The sequence below is a fragment of the Shewanella fidelis ATCC BAA-318 genome (genome assembly GCF_000518605.1).
In the GTDB taxonomy this organism is placed as follows: domain Bacteria; phylum Pseudomonadota; class Gammaproteobacteria; order Enterobacterales; family Shewanellaceae; genus Shewanella; species Shewanella fidelis.
This window is the reverse complement of sequence record NZ_KI912458.1, coordinates 386,037-407,672: the sequence shown is the minus strand read 5'-3', so window position 1 is coordinate 407,672 and position 21,636 is coordinate 386,037. Positions and strand designations below refer to the sequence as shown.

Annotated in this window: 9 protein-coding genes; 3 read left to right on the top strand and 6 right to left on the bottom strand. The window is 43.3% G+C overall.

Annotated features, from left to right (window positions below):
- Nucleotides 1-5,981: toxin TcdB middle/N-terminal domain-containing protein (locus tag L884_RS22205; protein WP_037411009.1), on the bottom strand; the 5,981-nt coding region annotated here is incomplete at its 3' end.
- 362 nt (nt 5,982-6,343) lie between these two features.
- Between L884_RS22205 and yqfB the strand changes: the two genes are divergently transcribed.
- Nucleotides 6,344-6,664, top strand: a complete 321-nt coding sequence (yqfB, locus tag L884_RS0115240; protein WP_037411007.1) for a N(4)-acetylcytidine aminohydrolase — start codon at nt 6,344-6,346, stop codon at nt 6,662-6,664.
- Nucleotides 6,665-6,781: 117 nt separating this feature from the next.
- Here the strand turns inward: yqfB and L884_RS0115235 are convergent, their stop codons facing one another.
- From L884_RS0115235 to L884_RS0115225, 3 genes are all read right to left on the bottom strand, one after another.
- A complete protein-coding gene (locus L884_RS0115235) occupies nt 6,782-8,038 on the bottom strand; it encodes a peptidoglycan DD-metalloendopeptidase family protein (protein WP_037411071.1) in 1,257 nt (418 codons plus the stop codon).
- Between the two features lie 297 nt (nt 8,039-8,335).
- Nucleotides 8,336-11,392: an AAA family ATPase gene (locus tag L884_RS0115230; RefSeq protein ID WP_028768299.1), complete on the bottom strand. Its 3,057-nt coding sequence runs from the start codon at nt 11,390-11,392 to the stop codon at nt 8,336-8,338.
- On the bottom strand, nt 11,389-12,534 hold the full coding sequence (locus tag L884_RS0115225) for an exonuclease SbcCD subunit D (RefSeq protein WP_028768298.1): 1,146 nt from the start codon (nt 12,532-12,534) through the stop codon (nt 11,389-11,391). Before L884_RS0115225 ends, L884_RS0115230 begins: the two co-directional genes overlap by 4 nt.
- 312 nt (nt 12,535-12,846) lie before the next feature.
- On the opposite strand from L884_RS0115225, the gene L884_RS0115220 reads away from it, so the two are divergent.
- Nucleotides 12,847-14,097: a valine--pyruvate transaminase gene (locus L884_RS0115220; protein WP_028768297.1), complete on the top strand. Its 1,251-nt coding sequence runs from the start codon at nt 12,847-12,849 to the stop codon at nt 14,095-14,097.
- Nucleotides 14,098-14,431: 334 nt separating this feature from the next.
- Nucleotides 14,432-18,976 carry an SslE/AcfD family lipoprotein zinc metalloprotease gene (locus tag L884_RS22200; RefSeq protein ID WP_245603140.1) on the top strand — a complete coding sequence of 1,515 codons (4,545 nt, stop codon included), beginning with the start codon at nt 14,432-14,434 and terminating at the stop codon, nt 18,974-18,976.
- 72 nt (nt 18,977-19,048) lie between these two features.
- Here the strand turns inward: L884_RS22200 and L884_RS0115210 are convergent, their stop codons facing one another.
- Entirely contained in the window at nt 19,049-20,548 is a 1,500-nt protein-coding gene (locus L884_RS0115210) for a GGDEF domain-containing protein (protein ID WP_028768296.1), read from the bottom strand.
- Between the two features lie 2 nt (nt 20,549-20,550).
- Nucleotides 20,551-21,552, bottom strand: a complete 1,002-nt coding sequence (locus L884_RS0115205; RefSeq protein WP_028768295.1) for a BMP family ABC transporter substrate-binding protein — start codon at nt 21,550-21,552, stop codon at nt 20,551-20,553.
- Nucleotides 21,553-21,636: the final 84 nt, after the last annotated feature.

The window sequence follows — 21,636 nt, the reverse complement described above, 5'->3', positions numbered from 1 at the left end:
GTGTAAGACATAGGGTTGTTCAATACATACGCATAACGGTTATAGTTCTGCAAGTTATCCGCCTGCTGTATAAACGGATCAGCCTGTAAAAAGCGGCCTATTTCAGCATCATAAATTCGGCCATTCATATGGATAATATCCATATGCTCTACACTTTCATGGCCGGTATAGCCTTTACTTGCTGAGGGTGAGATTAGCCCATTGAGCAATGAGCTGGTATAGGCGGCTATCTGCTTCCCCCATGGATCATAGGTAAACTGCTGCACAATGCTACCTGCAGAGTTGGTGACCGTTGTCGTCGAGCCTTGATGGTCTTTATGCAGGTAGTAAATATCACTACTGTTATTACTGCGCTTTGTTATAACCACATTGCCGACATATAGCTTCTCTTCGATGAGTGATGCTTGACCACCTCCAGTTCGCACCACTTTTTCGTACAAACCATCCACATAATAAGTCGTGTAATATGCATTGACGTTATTCTCTTTTTTCACGTCATAACGCTCGAAACGCTTACGATTGACGTCATATTTAAATTGACTCGATTCATTTCCCTTTGTAATTGTTTTAACTAAATCGGATGAGGTATAACTCAATTCACGCAAGCCATCGCTTGTAATGTTACCTCTTTCATCATAATCCATTTCAAAACGCCTCTGAGCTGAGGCACTACAAGTTTGCCCTGAAAGCGTATAATCTTCGGGGCATTGGTACTCTGCTGGGCGCGTCTCTAGGCTATAGCAACTTGAACCCAACACCGTTTCCCCGCTAGGACAACTATGCACAACCGTTAATGTTGCAGGAATTGGGCAGGAGCCGCCAATACAGTCTGATGGACCGCCACCGCCAATAGTGCCATATGCTCGTGCTGCACCAGAGCCGCCTCCAGCGCCAAAATCAAAAATACACATGGTTCCTACAAGGTAATAATTGGCGGGACAGGTATATTGGTATGTCTGTGAAGCTTGCCCCGAATAAGACCGTCTTTCGCAATAACCTGTGCTGCGGTTTTCACTGTAACCCGCGGGACATTGTGCCGTTGCAGGCTCAGTATGAGCGCTACAGCTATCACCTTCACAAATATAACTTAGGCGATAAGGGTTATTGATATCATATCGATAAGAACCTGTGCCTGTTTTAGAAGTAATGTTACCCCAATCATCATAACGAGTATGTTGGCTTGATTTAAAATCAACTGGCAACGTGCTGCCACCGCTACTTACTGTAATCACTCGGTCAAAGAGTCGATACAAGTCGTCGTAAACGTAAGTTTCTGCAAAAGTGGCTGGGGCACTGGTCAATTGATGTTTGCGCCATTCAAGATTGCCGGCTAAATCAAAATCATATTCAAGCTTATGCAGCGTCCGCCCTTTAGTTAGAGTCACACTATCTTTCCACCCCATTGCAGAGGTGAATGTAGACTTTTCTCGCGCGCCATTTCCATAGGTTTCGTCTGTAACTTGATTGCGGGCATTCATATGATTAATCGTTTGGTAAGCAAGCCCTGATGAATTATCTGTGCGCTTAGAAAGATAACCATAACTGTTATAGTGATTGTTAACTTTAACGAGACTATTAGGGTAGGTGGTTTTAGAGAGGCGGCCATAGCCATCATAATCAAAGCCGATGCCATAACTGTTGCCGGCCACTGTAGTAGTACTGGATTTAAGTTTGCCATCATTATCATAAATAAAGGCTTTTTGTTGTTGATAGCCGCTCGCATTACAATTACTGGTTACTGTGCTGTAGCTACGCTCAAAGGTAAGCATGCCTGCGTTGTTGGTACTGCCACTACCATAAAGCCAACAAGCCGTGCCCTCTGCATCGGTGCGCCTAACCTTTCTTCCTGAACTGTCATAGTAAAATGTGGTCACCTGATTGCTGGCATTGGTTTGTGTTAAGAGTTCACCAAAGGCATTATAAGTGTAACTCCATGTGCCTTTATCTAAGTCGATGGATTGAGTTTTACGTCCATACTTATCATAGGTAAGCTGAGTACGTAACACCTCATCACCATTGCTGGCTTTAACATAACTGTTGAGCAAGTTGCCATAAGCGTCATATACAAAATTCAGCTCACTGTATAGCTCATCAGTCACTTGGACTTGTTCACCCAGCGCATTAACCAAGCTCGATTTTTGCTTACCATACACATCCACTTTTAGTGTCTCAAAGCCTGAATAGTAGCGATAAGTTATCGCTTTGCTGGGCAGAGTGTGACTGGATATGCGGTTAAAACTGTCGTAATGGGCTTGAGTAAAGTAACTGCCGATACTGTCATAATTAGGTTCATACTGTTTATCAACACGACCTTGAGCATCGTAAGTTGTCGCTGTCACAATCCATTGGCCTGTGAATCCTTGTGTCAGCGTACCGACTTCACGCCCGAAGCGGTCGGTTACTTTTTTAGTAACAGGCGCGCCATCCTGTGTTTTGGTACTAATTAAGTAACCATCACTAAACTCACCACAATCACTCGATTGCGAACAAAGCGCATAACTATAGCGGGCATTACTACCGTCAGGATTGACCTCTTGGGTCAGGCGCCCCCATAAGTCATAGTGTTTGCTGATACTGCGCGTGTTAGCGTCTGTCAACGTCGCCGACAGGATAGGGCCTGTCACTGAGTCTGCGCTGCCGCCATTATAAGTATTGGTCGAAGTATCACCCAACGTGTTAGTGCTGCTTTTAACAAAACGTCCCCGACTATCATAGGCCTTTGATGATGTTCTTGTTTGTATGCCACCACCACTGGCCGTCGTACCACCAGTGGTAGATGTTGATAACTTATTACCATAAGTATCATAACGATTGGTTGATGTGAGCTTGTACTTGATATCATTAGGCGATACGACTGAGGTGTGCAGCAAGCCGTTATTGTAATAGGTAAATAGACTTTCCCTAGTTTGTGCTGGCGTTGTCAGACGTTGACCGAAGCGCGACTTAGTGACCGTGGTTTTACTTAACCGCCCCTTTGCTGCACCGCCGCCATTACCATTGTATTGATTGGTCGTCGCAGTGCGAGCAACCACTTGGTTTGTGCTTAAATCGGTGATTGTAATATCACTGGCTTCAAGATTACCCCAAGTATCATAACTATTTACTGTTTGCGTTTCTGTTAAGTCTGATACCGTGCCTGCGGAGTCGTATTGGCGCACAATTTCAGTCACTATTGCATCAGTTTGACGATATAGCTTTGCCGTCTCTGATGTTGACGTAGTACTGAAAGTGTAGCGGTTCCTCGACTCAGAAAGTGCTTGGCCTTGGTAGGTTTGTCGTGTCACCTTTGGCAAACCAGTTTGAGGAAATGTTTGCTCATATAGGGTTTCTGTTTCTATACCAGATTGTTCATCAATGGTTCGCAGCAATTCAAACCCTTGAAATCCACGACCTAGACGGTTAACCAATAAACCACCATATTCATAGCGTACCGCGACTTCACTCGTGTTACTGACTTCGGTACTGACACGCTTAACCACTTTAAGCGGTGCAATAAATGAAAAATTTTTGCTTGGATCTATGTTACTTGAGTTCTGGGTTTTATAGACGTCATAAATACCAGATACACTGTCGGTTAGCTGCGCATAAGTAATCTGAGTCTTCACGCCAAAACCATCAGTGATAGCATTGATGGTGCTGTCATTTTTATTAAGTGCATTAGCATGGCGATACCAATTACTGCCATTATTTGACAGCATATCCACTCGGCCACGCCCCCAGACATCCCCAAAGCGGATAGTCCGGCTTGGGCTGACACTCATGGTCCCTCTTGATTGCCAATAAGCCGAAGTATGGCCTGTGGTTGGTACCGACATATAAATTTTAAAGGCGCTACTGCCTGACGGCGCCAACATATCTGTGCGGCCATCACCGTTCAAGTCAACAAAGTAAGTATTGTACTTCTTAGAACTACTGGTAATCACCCCCGTGTCGACACTGCCTGTAAACTGCATTCCATTTGATAAACGCTGCCACCACCTATTACCTGTTTCGTAGAAAATATCGGTAAGACCGTCACCGTTAATGTCAGCCACTCGTAACGTGTCAACATTGGTTGTACCATGCAACCGTTGTTGCTCAACATAACTGCTACCAGTAGAAACCAATAACCGCCAATCATTAGTAATATCTTCTTGCCAGTTTGCGCGATGATCTCTTTCGCACTCGTCTCTTGTTCGAACAAATGCGAGCACTTGACCTCGTGAATTAACACACTGCGTTTTAGTCTCTTTCACCTTAAGCAGTAAGTCCGTCAAGCCATCTCCATTGACATCAATCGCAGCGCTGGTTTTAAAATTGGCTGTTCGTTGCGTAATTAATGGTTCAAACTGAGGGTTGCCTTCATCGGTTGGAAATGTATACAAGGTTGCAGCATTGGCAAAACTGCCTCTTAAATTTTTGTACCACTTAATTTTATCACCACCGAGAAACACAATATCTTCCAGACCATCGCCATTAACATCAGCCACCATGGCACTATTTTCAAGGCCTGTAGCTGTCACCCCCAGGTTAGTTAGGGTGTAATTAACATCTCTGATACTATCAACACAGAGTTGTCCTCCATTACCATCTGGCTCACAGTCCTGAGAAGGGATGGTTGAGGGTTTAAATGCGATCACATGCCATTGACTTGTCTTGCTTGATGCGACTAATAAGTCACGCTGACCATCACCATCAATATCGATAGATTGCGCATATTGGTGCTTATTAGCGCCCAAGCTAGTCATTGCAAGTTCAACACCTGTCGACAAAGAGCGCTTATACCATCGCCCTCCTCGGGCATAAATCATATCTGCTAAACCGTCTCCATCAGCATCAAACACCTGTGCAGTTCTATATTCTCCAGCAGGGACACTCATCTTTGTCGCTGAATTGAACGGTACATAATACGCTGAAGCATTTTTAACCCAGCGAGATTCCTGCGTTTCTGGGTCAATAATCTCGATTAACCCCACCTCTGGTTTATTCGCAGGGCGAGTCCAACTAAGCACAATAGGTTGGCTACAGTCACTTCTTTGCTCGTCAACACAAGCAATAATACTGTCTAGGTAATTGCGCTCCTCAATTACATCTGATGTGTTGTACGTCAAGTTATAGCGACGCGACAATACGCCGTCAATGACGACGTCTACATGGTTAAGAAGCTTAGTGAGGCTAAACTCTCCACCATTAAGGTAACCACTTTTAGGTTTTGGATTATCAATATAATCAAATTGAATACTTTGGTAGGGTAATGCACCAGCACTGTGCCCTGCATAGTCTATGCGGGAAATATAATGCTCAGTTTGAGTCTTGGTATAATGAAAGCTTATGTAGTTGCCTACAGCATCTTCAACGCCCTTAATTGCCCATAAACGCGCTACATCATTGTTACTTGTAAAGGTGTTATTTATTGTAACGAGTGCATCACCAAATTGATTGCTCCCTTCACCATTTTTAAAATTTTTACCAGTTTGCGCATAAACATCACCATAGTAATGCGTCTCACCGGCTTTATTTTCAACCTTGAATGCTGCAGGGCCTCCACCATTGAGCTGCCCAAGCGCTGTTGTCACAGAAAAATCATCGAGTTCCTTGCGATACTTAGAATTGGCTGCGCCATAGGTGCCAGATACAAGAATAAGACGTTGACCATCAAGGCAAAACTTGTCTAGATTATCAAGCTTCACACCACGCTGCTTACCATCTTGCTCAAAAGACGAGGGGCATCGAGAAATCACTGAATTCGCTTGAAGTCCCCATCCAAATCCAAGGTAACCGTCACCACTAGAGGATGAGTAAGAAAGTGATACATTAGGTTTAACACCTCCCCGCCCTTTGGGGATGTCTATTGGTAACTTATAGGTTGCAGCACCTGATTCGCTAACTTTAAATTGCCCAGAAAGTGCAATGGTAGACGCTGATGCGTTCGAAAAATAAAAAGAGGATAAGCAGTAGGCCAAACTAAAAAAAATAGTACGGCAATCCATTGGTGTCTTCATGTTATATCCCTATATAAAAAGACAAGTACGAATTTTTAATAACAACCTATCATTTTTTTACCAGCTACAATATGGCGAATTACTATACATTGAAAAAGGGGGCAGTTAGGTAACATCAACTTTGTAGGAACACTGGGAGCCTTACGACATTAATTAACAAATGTAGCATTTTGTACGCCTTTGTATTAACCCCTGTTGACGAATAGCCTGAGAAACAAAGGGAAATTTTGCGATACTTACTCAAAAATCAAAGCGCTGAATGAGCTTACAAAGGAGAGTTAGGTATATTGAGATTCAAGCAAACCGGAGCGAGCACTTTTGTTATCTAATAAAATAACAAATCACTAAAAAGGAACGACTCATTGGCTAAAATTACGTTTTTTAAACGCTTGGCTCGGCAGATCCTTTCAGGTAAAAAAACCGCCACCATCCGTGATAAATCAGACAGTAATTATTACCCTGGGCAAATTGTTACTGCTTATACCCATGAAGATCACTGTAAAATTTGCCGCCTAACCATTCTTGCTGTTGAGGAGATAGAGCTGGATAAGCTGACCTCTGTCCATGCAAAAGCTGAAAACTTACCCTTTGTGTTTATATTGAAATGGCTGCTACGCAGGCTCTATCCTGCAACGAACAACTTGTACTTTATCCGTTTTAAGGTACTTGACGAAAAAGCCTAAAATAGCAGCAACACTCTATTGATTTGCTCTCTATTTGTATAAACCCGTTTTGTCAGCCTAGAAAGCATCAAGCCATCCTGTGGATGGCTTGATTACAACAAAAACGATAGCTAGCGGTTAAGCAATACCCATCATCATTTTTCGTACTTTTACTATCTGGCTGAATTCATCCATCTGCTTTGATGACAATTTGCTTGCCATCGGAATTTTAGCCTTCATAGGATCCACCGGGCGACCATTAATATGGAACTCATAATGTAAGTGCGGTCCTGTAATACGTCCCGTATTGCCTGAAAGCGCAATCACTTGGCCACGAGATACTCGCTGACCTTTATGCACAAGTGCTTTAGATAAGTGAAGATAACGGGTGCGGTACTTATTACCGTGCTCTATCACTACGTATTTACCAGCATAACGATGATCGGTAACCAAAGAAACGATACCGTCGCCTGGGGCGATAATCTTAGTACCAATTGGCGTTGCGAAGTCAGTTCCGTTATGCGGAGATGTGCGACCTGTCACTGGGTGATGGCGGTGGCGATTGAATCGTGAACTTATACGGTAGTTTTTCAACAGTGGAACACGTTGAAATGCGCGTGCGAGGCTTTCACCGTTCTCGTCATAAAAGTTACCGTCACTAAACTGGTAAGCATTGATACTGCTTGAGCCACGTTCAATGGTCACACCTAACACATGACTATTTCCTGTGGCTTCACCATCAATATACTGATCGTTCATCAATACCGAAAATTTATCGCCAGCGCGTAAGTCTCTAGCAAAATTGAGCTTCTCTTTTAATAACGCCTCAACACGTTGGATCTCAGCCGCCTTTAGGCCCATCTTTTGTGCTGACACATAAAAAGAGCCGTGAATTTGCCCAGATATGGCTCGATCACGCCAAATACCTTCAATATTGATCTCCTCAACATTAAAAGAACCGTCATCGAAACGACTAAAGATCACTTGGCGAGCGGCGTTAAAGTACAGGCTAAGCTTTTCTAACTCACCGGCATCATTTAACCAAAATTCAATTTTATTGCCCGGCATTAAGGTATCTAATGCCAATACGTTTAAGTCAGCTTCAAGTACTCGATACATGGTTTGCTGATCCACGCCACCTTGCTCAAACAAGCCACTTAAGGTGTCACCTTTAACGATTTGCTTTTGAAAATCGGCGACTGGCTCTAATACTTCTACACTTGGTATAGTGGCACTTTTAGCAAGAATGGCATCAATATCGAGTTGAACAGGGATCCGTTGCGGTAATAATTCAGAATGCTTTGGCATCATAAGTGCGATCCCCACCACCATGAATGAACCCAATAACAGTTTTCGGTGAAGCGATGGTAATGCCGCCCAACGGTTTCGAGACATATTTAACATAGAAAATTTACTTGCGCGCAACGTGGGCCTCAACTTTCGTTATTCTGATTATCTTTTTGGTTATAAAACCCCGTAAAAACGCGGTTTGATGCCAAGTTATATCAAAATTGACGCCATTTACAAACTGATCGGCTGCACAAATCAGTTATCAACTTTCACTAAAACGAAATTTTGCTCAGTTAAAGCCACAAAACCCCATTGTATTGGCTCAATAAACGGCTAATTACAATGGGGTTAATAACGAAAGCTGTGTTTAGTTTGACCGCAACTCTTATAAGCGCAAATCAATTAAGGTAAAACGATATTGATCTCGCTCCCCATTGCGGTCTTTTTCAAATCGATGCGACTGCCTATTTGCTCTTTCATCTCGGTCACGTGGGAGATCACACCAACCATGCGCCCTGCTGACTGTAAATCCATTAAAGTACGAATAGCCAGTTCCAGCGAGTCTTGATCTAAACTGCCAAAGCCTTCATCAATAAACAAGGTATCAAGCCGAATACCACCAGCATAAGCCTGCACCACATCAGATAATCCCAGCGCCATTGAAAGTGCTGCCATAAAGCTTTCACCACCGCTTAATGTGGCAACAGCGCGTACTTTAGCTGTGTAAGCATCTTCAACTTCAAGCTCTAAGCCTGAGGCTTTATTACCTTTAGCACGATCTTCTTTGCGCAATAGGCGATAACGTCCCTTACTCATTAACTGTAAACGCTGGCTAGCTGCAAGCAAGACATCATCAAGTAACACACTAAGCACAAAGCGCTGTAAGCTTATTTTATTGCCTGTTTGACCATTCGCTATATCAGATAAAGTGCCCACCACAGCATATTGCGACTCAAGCTGCTTAGCCTGTGTATTAAGCTCAGTTAGCTGATGCTGAGTTTGTGCCAGCTGTTGCACGCGAGCGCTTAATTTTTGCCACTGGTCTAGCACTAGCGTTGCCTTGGCGCTGATCTCCGCTTTATCTTGACTAAGCTTATCTACATCCAACAGTTCAATATCTGCTAATTGAGCATCAAGCTGCTCAATATTGGCTTGATTGCTGATTTTACGCTGTTCAAAGTCTTTAATTACCAGTTCAAGTTGCGTCTGACTTGCACTATCTAGTAACGCTGCCTCATAGGCAGGCAAATCAACAAACTGCGATTGATGCAACTGAGTATTAAACTCGGCTTGTGCTTGTTCAAATAGCTGCTCTGCGGTGACTTGAGTTTGTTGCGCCGCTTTTAAGGCTTCTTTTACAGCGGCATGATTTTGCTGCGCGTTAGCATGTTCTGTGCGCAAGTTTTGTAGCTTGCTTTGCTCTGCTTCAATACTTTGCTTAAGTCTGACAGCCTCTTGGTTAAGTTCTTCAGCGCTTGTAATATCATCTGGCAGATTGGCTTTAAGCTGTTGCAACTGACCTTTGTCACTGGCCATTTGCTCTTTCAGGCCAGCATATTGCTCACGTACTTGCTCTAACTGTTGGGTTAATGTTTGCTCTTGCTGCTGCATATTAACCAGTTGAGAATCTTGCTCAGCTTGTTGCTGCTGGGCTTTTTCTGCGTCATTAAACTGCTGACTAATTTGAGCCAAATTAGCACTTAACTCTTCAAAGCTAATCGTTGCGACATCTGCCAACTGTAGCTGCAACTCATTAGCGCGCAGCTCTAAATTACTCACATTTTGCTGTAGCAAGCGGTAATCATTGCGGGCTTGGTTTAGCTTAGCAAATGCCTCTGCTTCAGCGTTTTGCGCTTGCTCTCTGGCTTCATCAGTCGGTGGCGTTTCATGGCTGCTGGCAAGGTTTGGGTGCTCTAAACTGCCACAAACAGGACATGCATCACCCGGATTAAGTTTGGCAGCAAGAATTGCCGCTTGACCGCTATGCCATTTAAACTGCAAGGTCTCACTTGCTGTTTTCAACGCTTGATGCTGCTGATTAAGCTCAGCACCATTGCGCTTAGCCTGTTGCAATTTAGTAAGGTTATTGGCGATTTCATTGTTAAGGCTTTGCCACTGCTGATAGATACTTAAATGCTGCTTAGTATCATTAAGCTGTTGCTGCAATGACAACAGCGGCGCAGCTTGCGCTTTTAATCCGTCTAATTGATTTTGCGCCGCACGCTTTTGCTCGCTTAGGGCTTCAGCTTGCTGCTTCAGCCCTTTACCCTGCTGCTCACTATGCTGCATTGCTTGCTCTTTTTGCGCCAGCTTGGCTACAAGCCCATCAATTTCGGTCAGTTGCGGGATCAGATCTTGTCGCTGTTTCAGCTGTTGTTGCGCCGCTAAAATCTGACCTTCAATGACTGGCAACTGGCTAACATTGGTTTCAGAATCAGCTAGTGCTTTAGCCGTTTGTTGTTCTTGCTGCTGCTTAGCGATAAGTGCCGATTTAGATTGTGCGAATTCGGCTTGTCGAGCGTTTACCGACTGATGCAAGGGGTGTAACAATTGCGCCCGCTTAGCAAGCTGTAATGTCTGTTGCTGCTGTTCAATATGTGGTTGCTGACTTAACAGCTCAGCAGAAACGGCTTTAAGCTGATTAAGCTTATTTAAGTCAGCTTGTTGCTGTAACGCTTTATCCAATTTTTGGTTGCAAGCTAATACCTGTTGTTCAGACTCTGCTTTTAACTCCTCTGCTGCAACGAGCTGAGGCTGTAGCTGAGTTTGTTCATCAACAAGCGCTTGTTCGCTTACCACATCTGCGCCTTGAAATATCCCGTCACGACGATTGCGCATCGCTTCAACGTCTTTGCGAATACCCGCTGCCTGCTGCTTTAATTTCTCTTCAATTTTACGGTAAATATGAGTTTGAAAAAGCTGACTAAAGATCTTTTCACGCTCTTTAGAGTCAGCCATTAGTAGCTCACGAAACTTACCTTGTGGCAGCACCATCACTTGTCGAAATTGATCAACATCTAAGCCGGTAAACTCTTCTATTTTAGCTGTGGCGTCAGACACTTTTGCTGCAACTAATGGCACTTCAGTACCATCAGCTTCTAACTTGTAAAGCTGCGCCTCGCTCTTTTGAGTCGTAAAGCCGTCACCATTTTTCTTAGCGCGTTGCTGCTCTGGTACTCGGCGAATATGAAAATGCTGCTCACCTAGCTCAAACTTAAAACTCACCTCTGTCAGTAAGTTATCCGCCGCTAAATCACAGCGCATCTGGCTGCCTTCACGTTCATCACCAGTGGTTTTGCCATATAAAGCAAAACAGATAGCATCTAAAATCGTGGTTTTACCCGCACCTGTTGGCCCGTTAATTAAAAACAGTGGGTTCTTACCCAAGGTTTCAAAATCAATAACCTGTTTGCCTGCAAATGGGCCAAATGCCACCATAGTTAACGATAAAGGTCTCATCGGTTATCCTCCGACTTATGCAGCGCATCTATCGTTGCAACCATCATCTGCTGCTGCTCGGGCGTTAACGCCTCACCTGAAACTTGATTAAAAAAGTCAGCAAACATCTCTAACTCGCCCTTTTTGATATGGTCAGCGCGAATTGCCAGTTGCTCGTTATTTGCCATTAACCCCGTTCGCTCTAGGTGTAATACATTAGGATAAACATTACGCAGTTTACCCATGGCATCTAAAATGGCGTGTTTGTCTGATAAGCGCACCATTAAATAATCATCACGGTTCGCATCGTTTTCACCAGCTAGCAGCAGTTCATCTAAAGCGCCATCCACAATGCGTACATCACGCATGGCAGTTAGCGGTAACAAGCTAATTTTCGGCAGGTTATCTGTGTCAAACTCCACCAAAGTCACTGACTTATTCTGCTTTTGTTCACTGAATGAATATTTAAGGATCGAACCTGAATAGCGAGTATGCTCTTGGCCTTTATATTGCGGCCCGTGCAGGTGACCAAGCGCAGTGTAAGCAAAGTCTTTAAATAAACTTGGAGAGATTTTATCTGCGCCGCCAATACTGAGTGGTCGTTCAGATTCAGACTCACTACCGCCATCTAAGAAACAGTGAGCAATCACCACTTTAGGTAAGCCTTGGCTATCATGTGCTGTCACGCCCTCAAGCAAGGTTTGCATCGCCTCTTCATGGGTGCTGGCGTCACAATCATATAGATGCCGTACTGTAGCAGGCTCAGCATAAGGCAAAGGGTAAAACGCCGCTCCACCCTGCTTACCTTGTAATATGATTGGCTCAATTTGCGACGTTAACGGGCCAATAATATACAAGCCACTTTGTTGCATTTGTCGTGATGCAAAGCCGAGACGCTCATGGCCATCATGGTTACCTGCAACCATGATGACTTTAATACCCAGCTGATTGACCAATTGATTAACCACATCATCAAGCAGCGCAACTGCATTAGCCGGCGGCACGGAGCGGTCGTAAATATCACCGGCAATCACCACCGCATCAACCTCATTTGATTTTGCTAGCTCGACTATCTGATTTAGCACATAACGTTGATCGTCTAACAAACTCTGGTTGTGAAGCTGCCTGCCAATATGCCAGTCAGAGGTATGGATAAATTTCATGGGGTCTCATCTTTCAATGCGGGGCTCGAGAAGCGTGAGCATATGATTTTAAATTGGCATTGATAGTAAGAAAACTCGGCCACTTTAACAATAGTTAGCGCCCTAAGTTCAACGGAGTAAGGCTGAGCGAGTTAGATTCTGCGCAAATTGAACGCTTTTACTTCAAGTAAAACAACTGCACAAAAAATTTACGATTTCATCAATAAAATATGACTTATGCCAAATTAGTCACTAAAAACTGAAAAAATAAGTGCCTTTTGTGCTGAGTATTGTTACTACAGGCGTACATAAGCAATAGCGGTACGAGATAGCATGCAGTTTTCAAAGTTTGGTGAAAAATTTAATCGTTACTCCGGCATTACTCAACTGATGGATGATCTTAATGAAGGATTATCTACTCCGGGAGCAATTATGCTTGGCGGTGGCAACCCCGCCGCAATACCAGCAATGCAAGATTATTTTCAGCAAGCTACAACCGACATGCTGGCCAACGGTGAGCTGGTTGCCGCGCTCAGCAACTATGACGGCCCACAAGGCAAAGATGGCTTCCTTAAAGCGTTAGCATCTCTTCTACGTGAAACCTACGGCTGGGATATTAGTGAGAAAAATATTAGCCTAAGCAACGGTAGTCAAAACGCCTTCTTTTATCTGTTTAATCTACTCGCCGGCAAGCAAGCTGATGGCAGCCATAAAAAGATTTTATTACCGCTAGCGCCAGAATATATCGGTTATGCAGATGCCGGCTTAGATGATGATATTTTTGTCTCTTACCGCCCGGAAATTGAAACGCTTGATAATCGCATGTTCAAGTATCATGTTGATTTTAAGCAATTAGAAATTGATAACTCTATTGCTGCGATTTGTGTATCACGACCAACCAACCCAACAGGCAATGTTCTTACGGATAATGAGGTTGCCCAGCTAGATGAGCTGGCGCGCAGCCATGATATTCCGCTAATCATTGACAATGCTTATGGCACACCGTTTCCGAATATCATTTTTGAAGAAGTGACGCCGTTTTGGAACAGCAATACCATTTTATGTATGAGCTTATCCAAACTTGGCCTGCCCGGTGTTCGCTGCGGTATTGTTATCGCCAATGAAGAGATCACACAAGCGTTAACCAACCTGAGCGGTATTATTAGCTTAGCACCCGGTGGCTTTGGCCCTGCGATTGCGAAACATATGATCGATTCTGGTGATTTATTGCGTTTAAGTAGTGAAGTGATTAAGCCGTTTTACCAGCAAAAATCGGAATTTGCAGTCGATTTATTACAGCAATCGATTACTGACAGTCGTTTTAAAATCCATAAGCCAGAGGGGGCAATGTTTCTTTGGTTATGGTTTGATGATTTGCCAATCAACACCATGGAACTTTATAAGCGCTTAAAAGCGCGTGGAGTATTGATTGTGCCGGGAGAATATTTCTTCTTTGGCCAAAAACAAGAGTGGCAACACGCACACCAGTGTCTGCGTATGAACTATGTACAGGACGAAGCCAAGATGCGTGCAGGTATAGCAATTATTAGTGAAGAAGTTAACAAGGCTTACGCCGCAATGTAAGCCAGTATAATCCTAGATCTCGCCGCGGTTGCGGCGAGCAGATTTTAACTAATGCTCCACTATTGAACATGGAGGTATTTTAGCCAATTATTTTAATCACTTAAGTTTAAAATATCATACTCATTTGCCTACTATTGAGATAAAATCCGCTTCCTTTAAATTCAGACTTTACCATTAAACTCAATATTTACACTTTCCTGTCGCCTTTACCTTAAATCAACAGCTTAACTTACTCTTCATAAGCCAATGTTGCGTTGAAAGCGCATTTCTCTAAAACCTATTTGCGGATAGCTTTTAAAGAAAGCACCTTTGCTTTTGGTTATGAGACTATAGAATGAAAAAACTAATACTTGCTGTAGTAATCAGCAACTTATTGACTGCTTGTGGAGATAGCTCCGGCGACGCCACTAAGCCTGTTGATCCAAGTATTCCTAGCATTCCGCTAGAACCATCAACGCCTCTATTTGACATCATTGATGACCAGCTTTGTGAAGACACTTTTGCGGCTAGCCACACGATTGATGAGCAGTTTTTTTGCAGCGCTAGCGCCAAAGACCATATCAATGATGCTTCTGCACTTAAGGTAAATGCTTATCCAAGTATCGACGCTTGCCAAGCTGCTCGTACAGCATTGTTAGCAGAGAAAGACACTTATACCAATAAGCAATGTGTTAGTGGCACGATTGAAACCTTACCGCCAACTGAAATTCTCCCAGCGAAGAAAACCTATCAAGGAAGTTTGTTATTAAATGGCACTAAACTTACAGGGCAGATCCACTGTAACGGCCAAGAATTGGGTGATAACGGTCATTTCACCTTCAAAGACGGTGATAATGTTAGCTGCTCATTCGGTTCACTAGAGCTACTCAACAAAGATATTCCACTTCCTGAGGGCTGGACTCGCGATAGCCATAACGCCATGGCGTTAGATATGAAAGATGATTGGAGCCATGGGATCAGCGTTGCTGCTGGTGCAAAAGTCATGGCAAAGATCAGCACCTGTCCTGCTATCAGTACAGAGGTTTGTCTGGATGAACTAGACAGCTTTGATATTGCACCATTATTTTCGAGCGGCAATAACCAAGATATTGATGCGTTTTTAAATCCACCAGCGGCAGAAGAAACTGACGAAATAGATAAAGCACCTAGCTCACATGTGGATACAAGTTTAACCCCTGAAGTGTCGGCTGGTGCTAAGCCTGATATTAACGCCAGCTTTGTATCTGCTGCGGCAGAAGACGCTTACAGCTATAAACCGAGTAGTGACGTATCAGTAAAAACCGTAAGCGTGTTAACTGACTCATCAGGTAAACCTATTGCAGGGATCAACTACTACACTAAGTCTGCTCGTGGCATCACTGATGCAAGCGGCAGCATGTCCTATATTTGGGGTGAGACTATCACCTTAGGGCTTGATACCTTCACCTTCGGCTCAATCAAAGGCAATCAGGTTGAATACCTGCTGACTGATGTATCAGAAAATGAAATTGTTAAGCAAAATATCGACTCGTTAGTTGCGCGCTACGCCACTCACTCTAGTGAGGGAGTCAGCTTTGGCGAGCATGTACATCAAGTCTTTGCTCAATATCCTAATGCCATTAATGAAATCATTAACATTAACCTACCTAACGGCGCACAAATCGAAGATACCCAATATCGAGTTCCCGATGAATTTAATGCGCAGTTTGATAGCGGTTTAGCACAGATCATTGATGCCGAACTTAATCAAAACCCTGCAGCGCGATATCAAGCCGCCAGTCCATTACTGCAAAAGAGCTTATATGTCACTGATACGCTGCAACAGTTATACCGCGATGTTGATCAATTCCATGTATTTCACGACAACTCTGCATTTTACGGAGAGGTAGGTTTCGCCCGCTTTATGCGTTCAATGAATACCGCCAATACTGCATTCCCAGTATTAATGCCACGTAATGACGTGAACTATTGGCTTCCCTTTGGCGCAGAGCAAGCTTATCGTCGTGATGACGGCTTCCCTTATGTAACCGATGCAAAAATTATTGATGCTGATTCAGATGTTGTGCTTAAGCGCCCTGAAAAAGTAGGCAAAGATACTGCAACCTATAATCTACCGGTTATCACTGCCGGCCAAATAGGTAAAGGCAATGTCGTGTTTATGGGTAACAGCATGTATCCCAATATTTTAAGCAAACCAGAAAATTACTGGGCTGGTGGCGAGGAAGCAGGCAAAGACAATGGCAGTATGCCACGCTTCTTTAGCAATATGTTTACTTGGTTTGTACCTGAATATGCTAACGGTAAAAACGCAATTAATGTTGGCACTAACATAGGTAAAGTTTGGCACTCTCGCGTTAACTCAAACCAACAATATGACTTCTATATTGATGAGTCCTACAAGTTAAATGTAGAAACATTTAGCAGCGGAAACTACGACAATCTCGTGCCTGCGACTACGCCTGTATTAATTCTACAAGCCTACGAGACAGGTCTATTCGGTGATGGAATGAGTGTAAAAGTACTCGCAGACATCAGTAAACCATTATTGTCAGCAAGCGATGTCACCGCACTAATAAATTATGTCAATGCCGGCGGTAATATCTTGTTTATGGACGGTATCGAGCAACTAAACCCAGAGCCAATTGCGCGTCTTGCCGATACGGCAGGCATTGCCTTGGGAGGTGCTAACCTAGCGCGTACGCGTCAGGCGTATTGTGGTGAAAGCTATTACTGCCAAGCGCCTTACCCTAATGCACGTGCAAGCTTTACCGACACTCTTGTGACCTACGAGAAGTTTGACGATATGTCTAAGTTTGAAGTCAATGATGACGGCACTGTGACATTCCCAAGCCCAATCGACAAGCCAACATTTAATGTCGCTCAGTTCAAAACCACAGCTGAAGATGGCACTGAGCAAAATAACTTTGCCTTTTACAGTGTCAAAACTGAAGCTGAGCGCCTTGAAGCGGTAGCCAAAATCAAAGCTGCATTTCCAAAAGTAAAAGAGTGTACTGACGCAAACTATGACTATGAAATCGGCTGTATAGAAACCCGTAAAGGCCATGGTTTCGCTACTGGACATAGATACTACCGACCACGCTTTACTCGCTATGAAATGAGTCCCGATGTGGTTAACACTATGGTAAAAGCAGCCAACCTTGGTGCCAACGTAACTAAGCTATATCAGCATGAACTCTATTACCGCAGCAAAGGTCATGAAGGTACACGTTTATCACTAAATGAACTCAATCAAACCTATGACAATTTATCAATTTGGCTATGGAATGATGAACAGTATCAGTATGTTGCAGGTGTACAAGACGAATTAGGCTTTAAACAAGCCGTTGAGTTCCTTAACTGTTACACCCAAGATGTTCATCAGCCTGATAATGCATGTAACGAACAAACTCGTAAAAAGTTAACTGACTACGGTATGCTTACCGAAACTGGTGAGCTGAACCCTAGTTACCCGCTAAACTACCAAGAAAAACCGTTAACGCGGATTATGCTTGGTCGTTCATATTGGGATAATGACATCAGTGTCGACACCAGCATCTACCCGGGTAACACCGCAAGTTCTGGCGGTCATGCTAGCGTAAACGTTGAAACCTTCAACAATGCCGTTATTGGCACAGCAAACAATATGCAATCAACTGGTCTTTGGGCGGTGAAGCGTAATGTTGTTACAGTAACAGGCGATCACGACGCAACGATCACCGTTGCATTAGTGGATGATGTGACAGGTAAACATCAGCATGAATTGGCATTAAAGCGCCCTTCTCGTGTTCAAAAATCATGGCATCACACAGCTGGTGATACAACTGAAATCATCGCACCATATGGCGGTCTAATCTATATCAAGCCAGCTAAAACCACTGAATTGAATAGCGTTGAATATCGCTTTAGCGGTGTGCTTGAAGCGTCACTTTGGAAAGACGGTGATTGGAAAAACCCAGTTAACCCAGATGTGCCTTTAGCAGAAATTGTAACCGGTCACTTTGTTTACACTACACCAGTGCAAAACGTTACAGCGACTAACATCCAAGAGTTTGCTGACGGCATGAATAGCTTTGCTAATAAAGCCAGTGATTTCCATGCCAGAGACAACACTCAAGGTAATATGCGTTTCACCGATGAGTCACTGCCTGAGCATAGCCACCGTTTTGTCAACGATGTGCAGATCTCTATTGGCGCTGCGCACTCTGGCTACCCGGTTATGAGTACAACCTACAGCCGCAATCGCAACACCATACCAACTAATCCTGTCGATGACTGGTTACTATGGCATGAGGTGGGCCATAACTTAGCAGCAGCACCATTTAATGTTAAAGGTGCTACCGAAGTTGCTAACAATATCTTGGCGCTATACATGCAAGAACAACGCAATAATGGCACTGGCGAAATGGATCGCATTAAAACTGACATTCAAAAAGCGCCGATGATGATTAGCCGCGATCATGGTCATGTTTGGAGTCATGGAGATGCGGGATCACGCTTAGTGATGTTTGCTCAACTAAAAGTATGGGCCGAAGATCATTTTAAGATCGCAGCGCACTTTGTTGGTGAAACTATTCCTGAGTTTTATGGCGAAGATGAAGGTTGGAACATGATTAAGATGATGCACCGCGAAGCGCGCAACATCGACAATCAAGCTTGTTCTGCGCAAAACGCTTTAGGTCTGAGTGAAGGCGATTTACTCATGGCCTGTGCCTCTCAAGTATCTGGTTATGATCTAACTAGCTTCTTTGAAGCATGGAACCCAAGCGAAGTTTCTGTTGTTACCGCTGACGGTAGCCGTGACTATGAAGGTGGGATCAGCGCAAGTGGTATCGCTTATGTGAAATCACTCGAACTCACAATACCTGAGATAAAACCTGAAAGCATTAATGCTATAAAGTAATGATTATCTCTTAAATAACAGCCCGCTTACCTACATAAGCGGGCTTTTTATTTACGCCATTAAGCTTGCTGGTTATGCAGCACGTAGCTCAGTTGAGAAAACCGGTGGTAGTTGATTCACTTTTGCGTGATACATTGCAATGTCAGCATCATTAAATACCTCACCCACTGAAATACCGCTACGCTCATCAAAGCAACTTATTCCTATGCTAGAAGACACTGACAATTGAATTTGATTGAACGGGATAGGCGCTTCAACCTTTGCAATAATATCAAGGGCTATCTGACGTAATTTTGCCTCAGAGAACTCTCCCAGCAAACTAATAATAAACTCATCTCCGCCTAAGCGATATACATAACCAAATGCTTGAATATAATCAGTAATCCGCTGTGCGGTTGCTTTTAATACTTCATCACCTGCAAGGTGACCATAGTTATCATTGATGCCTTTAAAACCATTTAAATCCAGCATCATCAATGTAAACTGTGAATGCTGTTTATTCTCAACTTGCTGCACGAACTGATTAAAGCTCACCCGATTAGGAATACCGGTTAACGCGTCGGTCTGCAGTTGCATCACTACCGACTCCCTTGCCTTAACAAGCTCACTAATATCCATTGCTGAACACTCAATTTCATTTTTGATCCGTTCAGAATAATTCACCTGAAAGTGTTTGGTTACACCATTAACGCTAATCGCATATTCAAAACTATGGCTCCCTTGTCGCTCAAGTAACAGAGTGATAAATCGTTGCAAGCGCGAGGCATGATGCGAATTGACCATCGCAATATTGCCAATTTGCTCGGTAAATCTTCTATTCGCCCTTACGATATGACACTTTTTAACATCAACAACAAACAAACATACTTGAGTCAAATTATAGGTACGAGAATAGTTTTCTTCGCTTTTTTGCAGTTGATTTCTAGAGGTTAATAGCTTGACACGCATCAGCTCTAAAGAAGAAAAAATCGCATTGATCTCAATAAACTTGTGGTGTTTTGGTGGTGGCGTATTAAATTCACCACTGGCAACCAAGGCCGTAAAACGGTGCACATCCTGAAAAGGCTTTTTTAGTATCGCCAAAATTTTACGGCTAAATAGAAATGAAATAAAACTCACTAGCAATGCAAAAAATATGATCTTAGGTAACACCGAATAAATGATATGGGAGCTAAAAGCATCTTTATCTTTATAAATTATCAGTTGACCTAACCTATCATTTTGAGCGCCAACAATTGGGTAAGTCAGCAACATTAGATTATCTGAGCTGGTATTAGTGTTGATCACCTCAGCGAACGTCATCGCATATAGATCGGACTCTAGCTTGACCGAGCGAATATAATCTAACCGGGAAAAATCATTGACCACCAACTCAGCTAGCGCTAAATCAAACTCAGCTAACGATTTTTCGGCATTAAGCAACTGCTGCAACAATACCTTCTCGTAGAGATCGGTCCACTCTTGCTGCTCAGCAATATAGGTACGTGTAACGGTAAAACCACCAATGATAAGGAGTGGTACTAAGGTCAGCACCATGTAAAGCATAATGATATGGGACGATAGCCGTTTCATTATTACACCTTACAATGGGTTAAAATTTCACGAGAAATGCGATTATTCTTACCCTTTAACTGCGTAATAAGCTCATCGACCTTTTCTTTATCACTGGCGTTTAAGGCTGTGTTTTCTGGATTAACTGTGATTTGAATAATCCCTTGTTTAATCCCGAAATGCTTTTCAGTGCCATTCCAAATGCCATTTTTCAACAACATTAATGCGGCAAACACCGCCTTGTCAGAACGTTTTTCAAATGAAGCGAGTAAGGTTTGTGGATAGTCTGCATTACTATTGGCATCGATACCAAAACTATAATGCTGTAGGCCAGCGGCTTTCATGGTATCCATCACAGCTTTACTTGCCATGCCACTCACTGGGAAAATAACATCAACATTGTCACTCAGCATTTGCTGCGATAACTGCTGAGCGGAATCTAAGTCATCCCACGAAAACGTGCCCTTATTGATATAACGAGTGACTAGGGTTGCATTGGCGTTAGCTTGCTGTAATCCAAGTTCGTAACCACAACGAAAATTGTTTATCACCGGGATATCAAGACCGCCAATAAAGCCAACCTTATTGGTTTTAGTTTTCAACCCTGCCATAAAGCCAACCACATAAGCCCCTTCTGCATGGTTAAATGTTAGGGCCAATATGTTGGGTACATCATAAGCAACATCTAAGGAAATAAACTTGGTGGCGGGATAAGCCTTCGCAATATTGGCAAACCGTGCAAGTGAATTGGAGTCTTGCACTATTATCGGGCTAAAACCTTGCTTAGCACTGTTCTCAAGTTCTTTTAAGTAACGCTCATCGCCACGCGGTAAACGTTTTTGTACAACAGTAATTGAGGTCGCCTGCTCGAAAGCTAATACGCCCTTTTCTACCATATGCAGAAATGAGCCCTCGGCAACCTCTCCTTGGAATAATACTAAAGGTTTTATCTCTTCTTTCGCTGCCAATGCATCAAAAGAAAAACTGGCGATACAAAGTACTATTCCTATCCATACCTTAATCATTTTTTATTTTAGCTCTTATTATTAATATCCACTTCCCAGTAAGAGTGAGCTTATACTCAACTCTTACTGCGCAATATGGCGAAT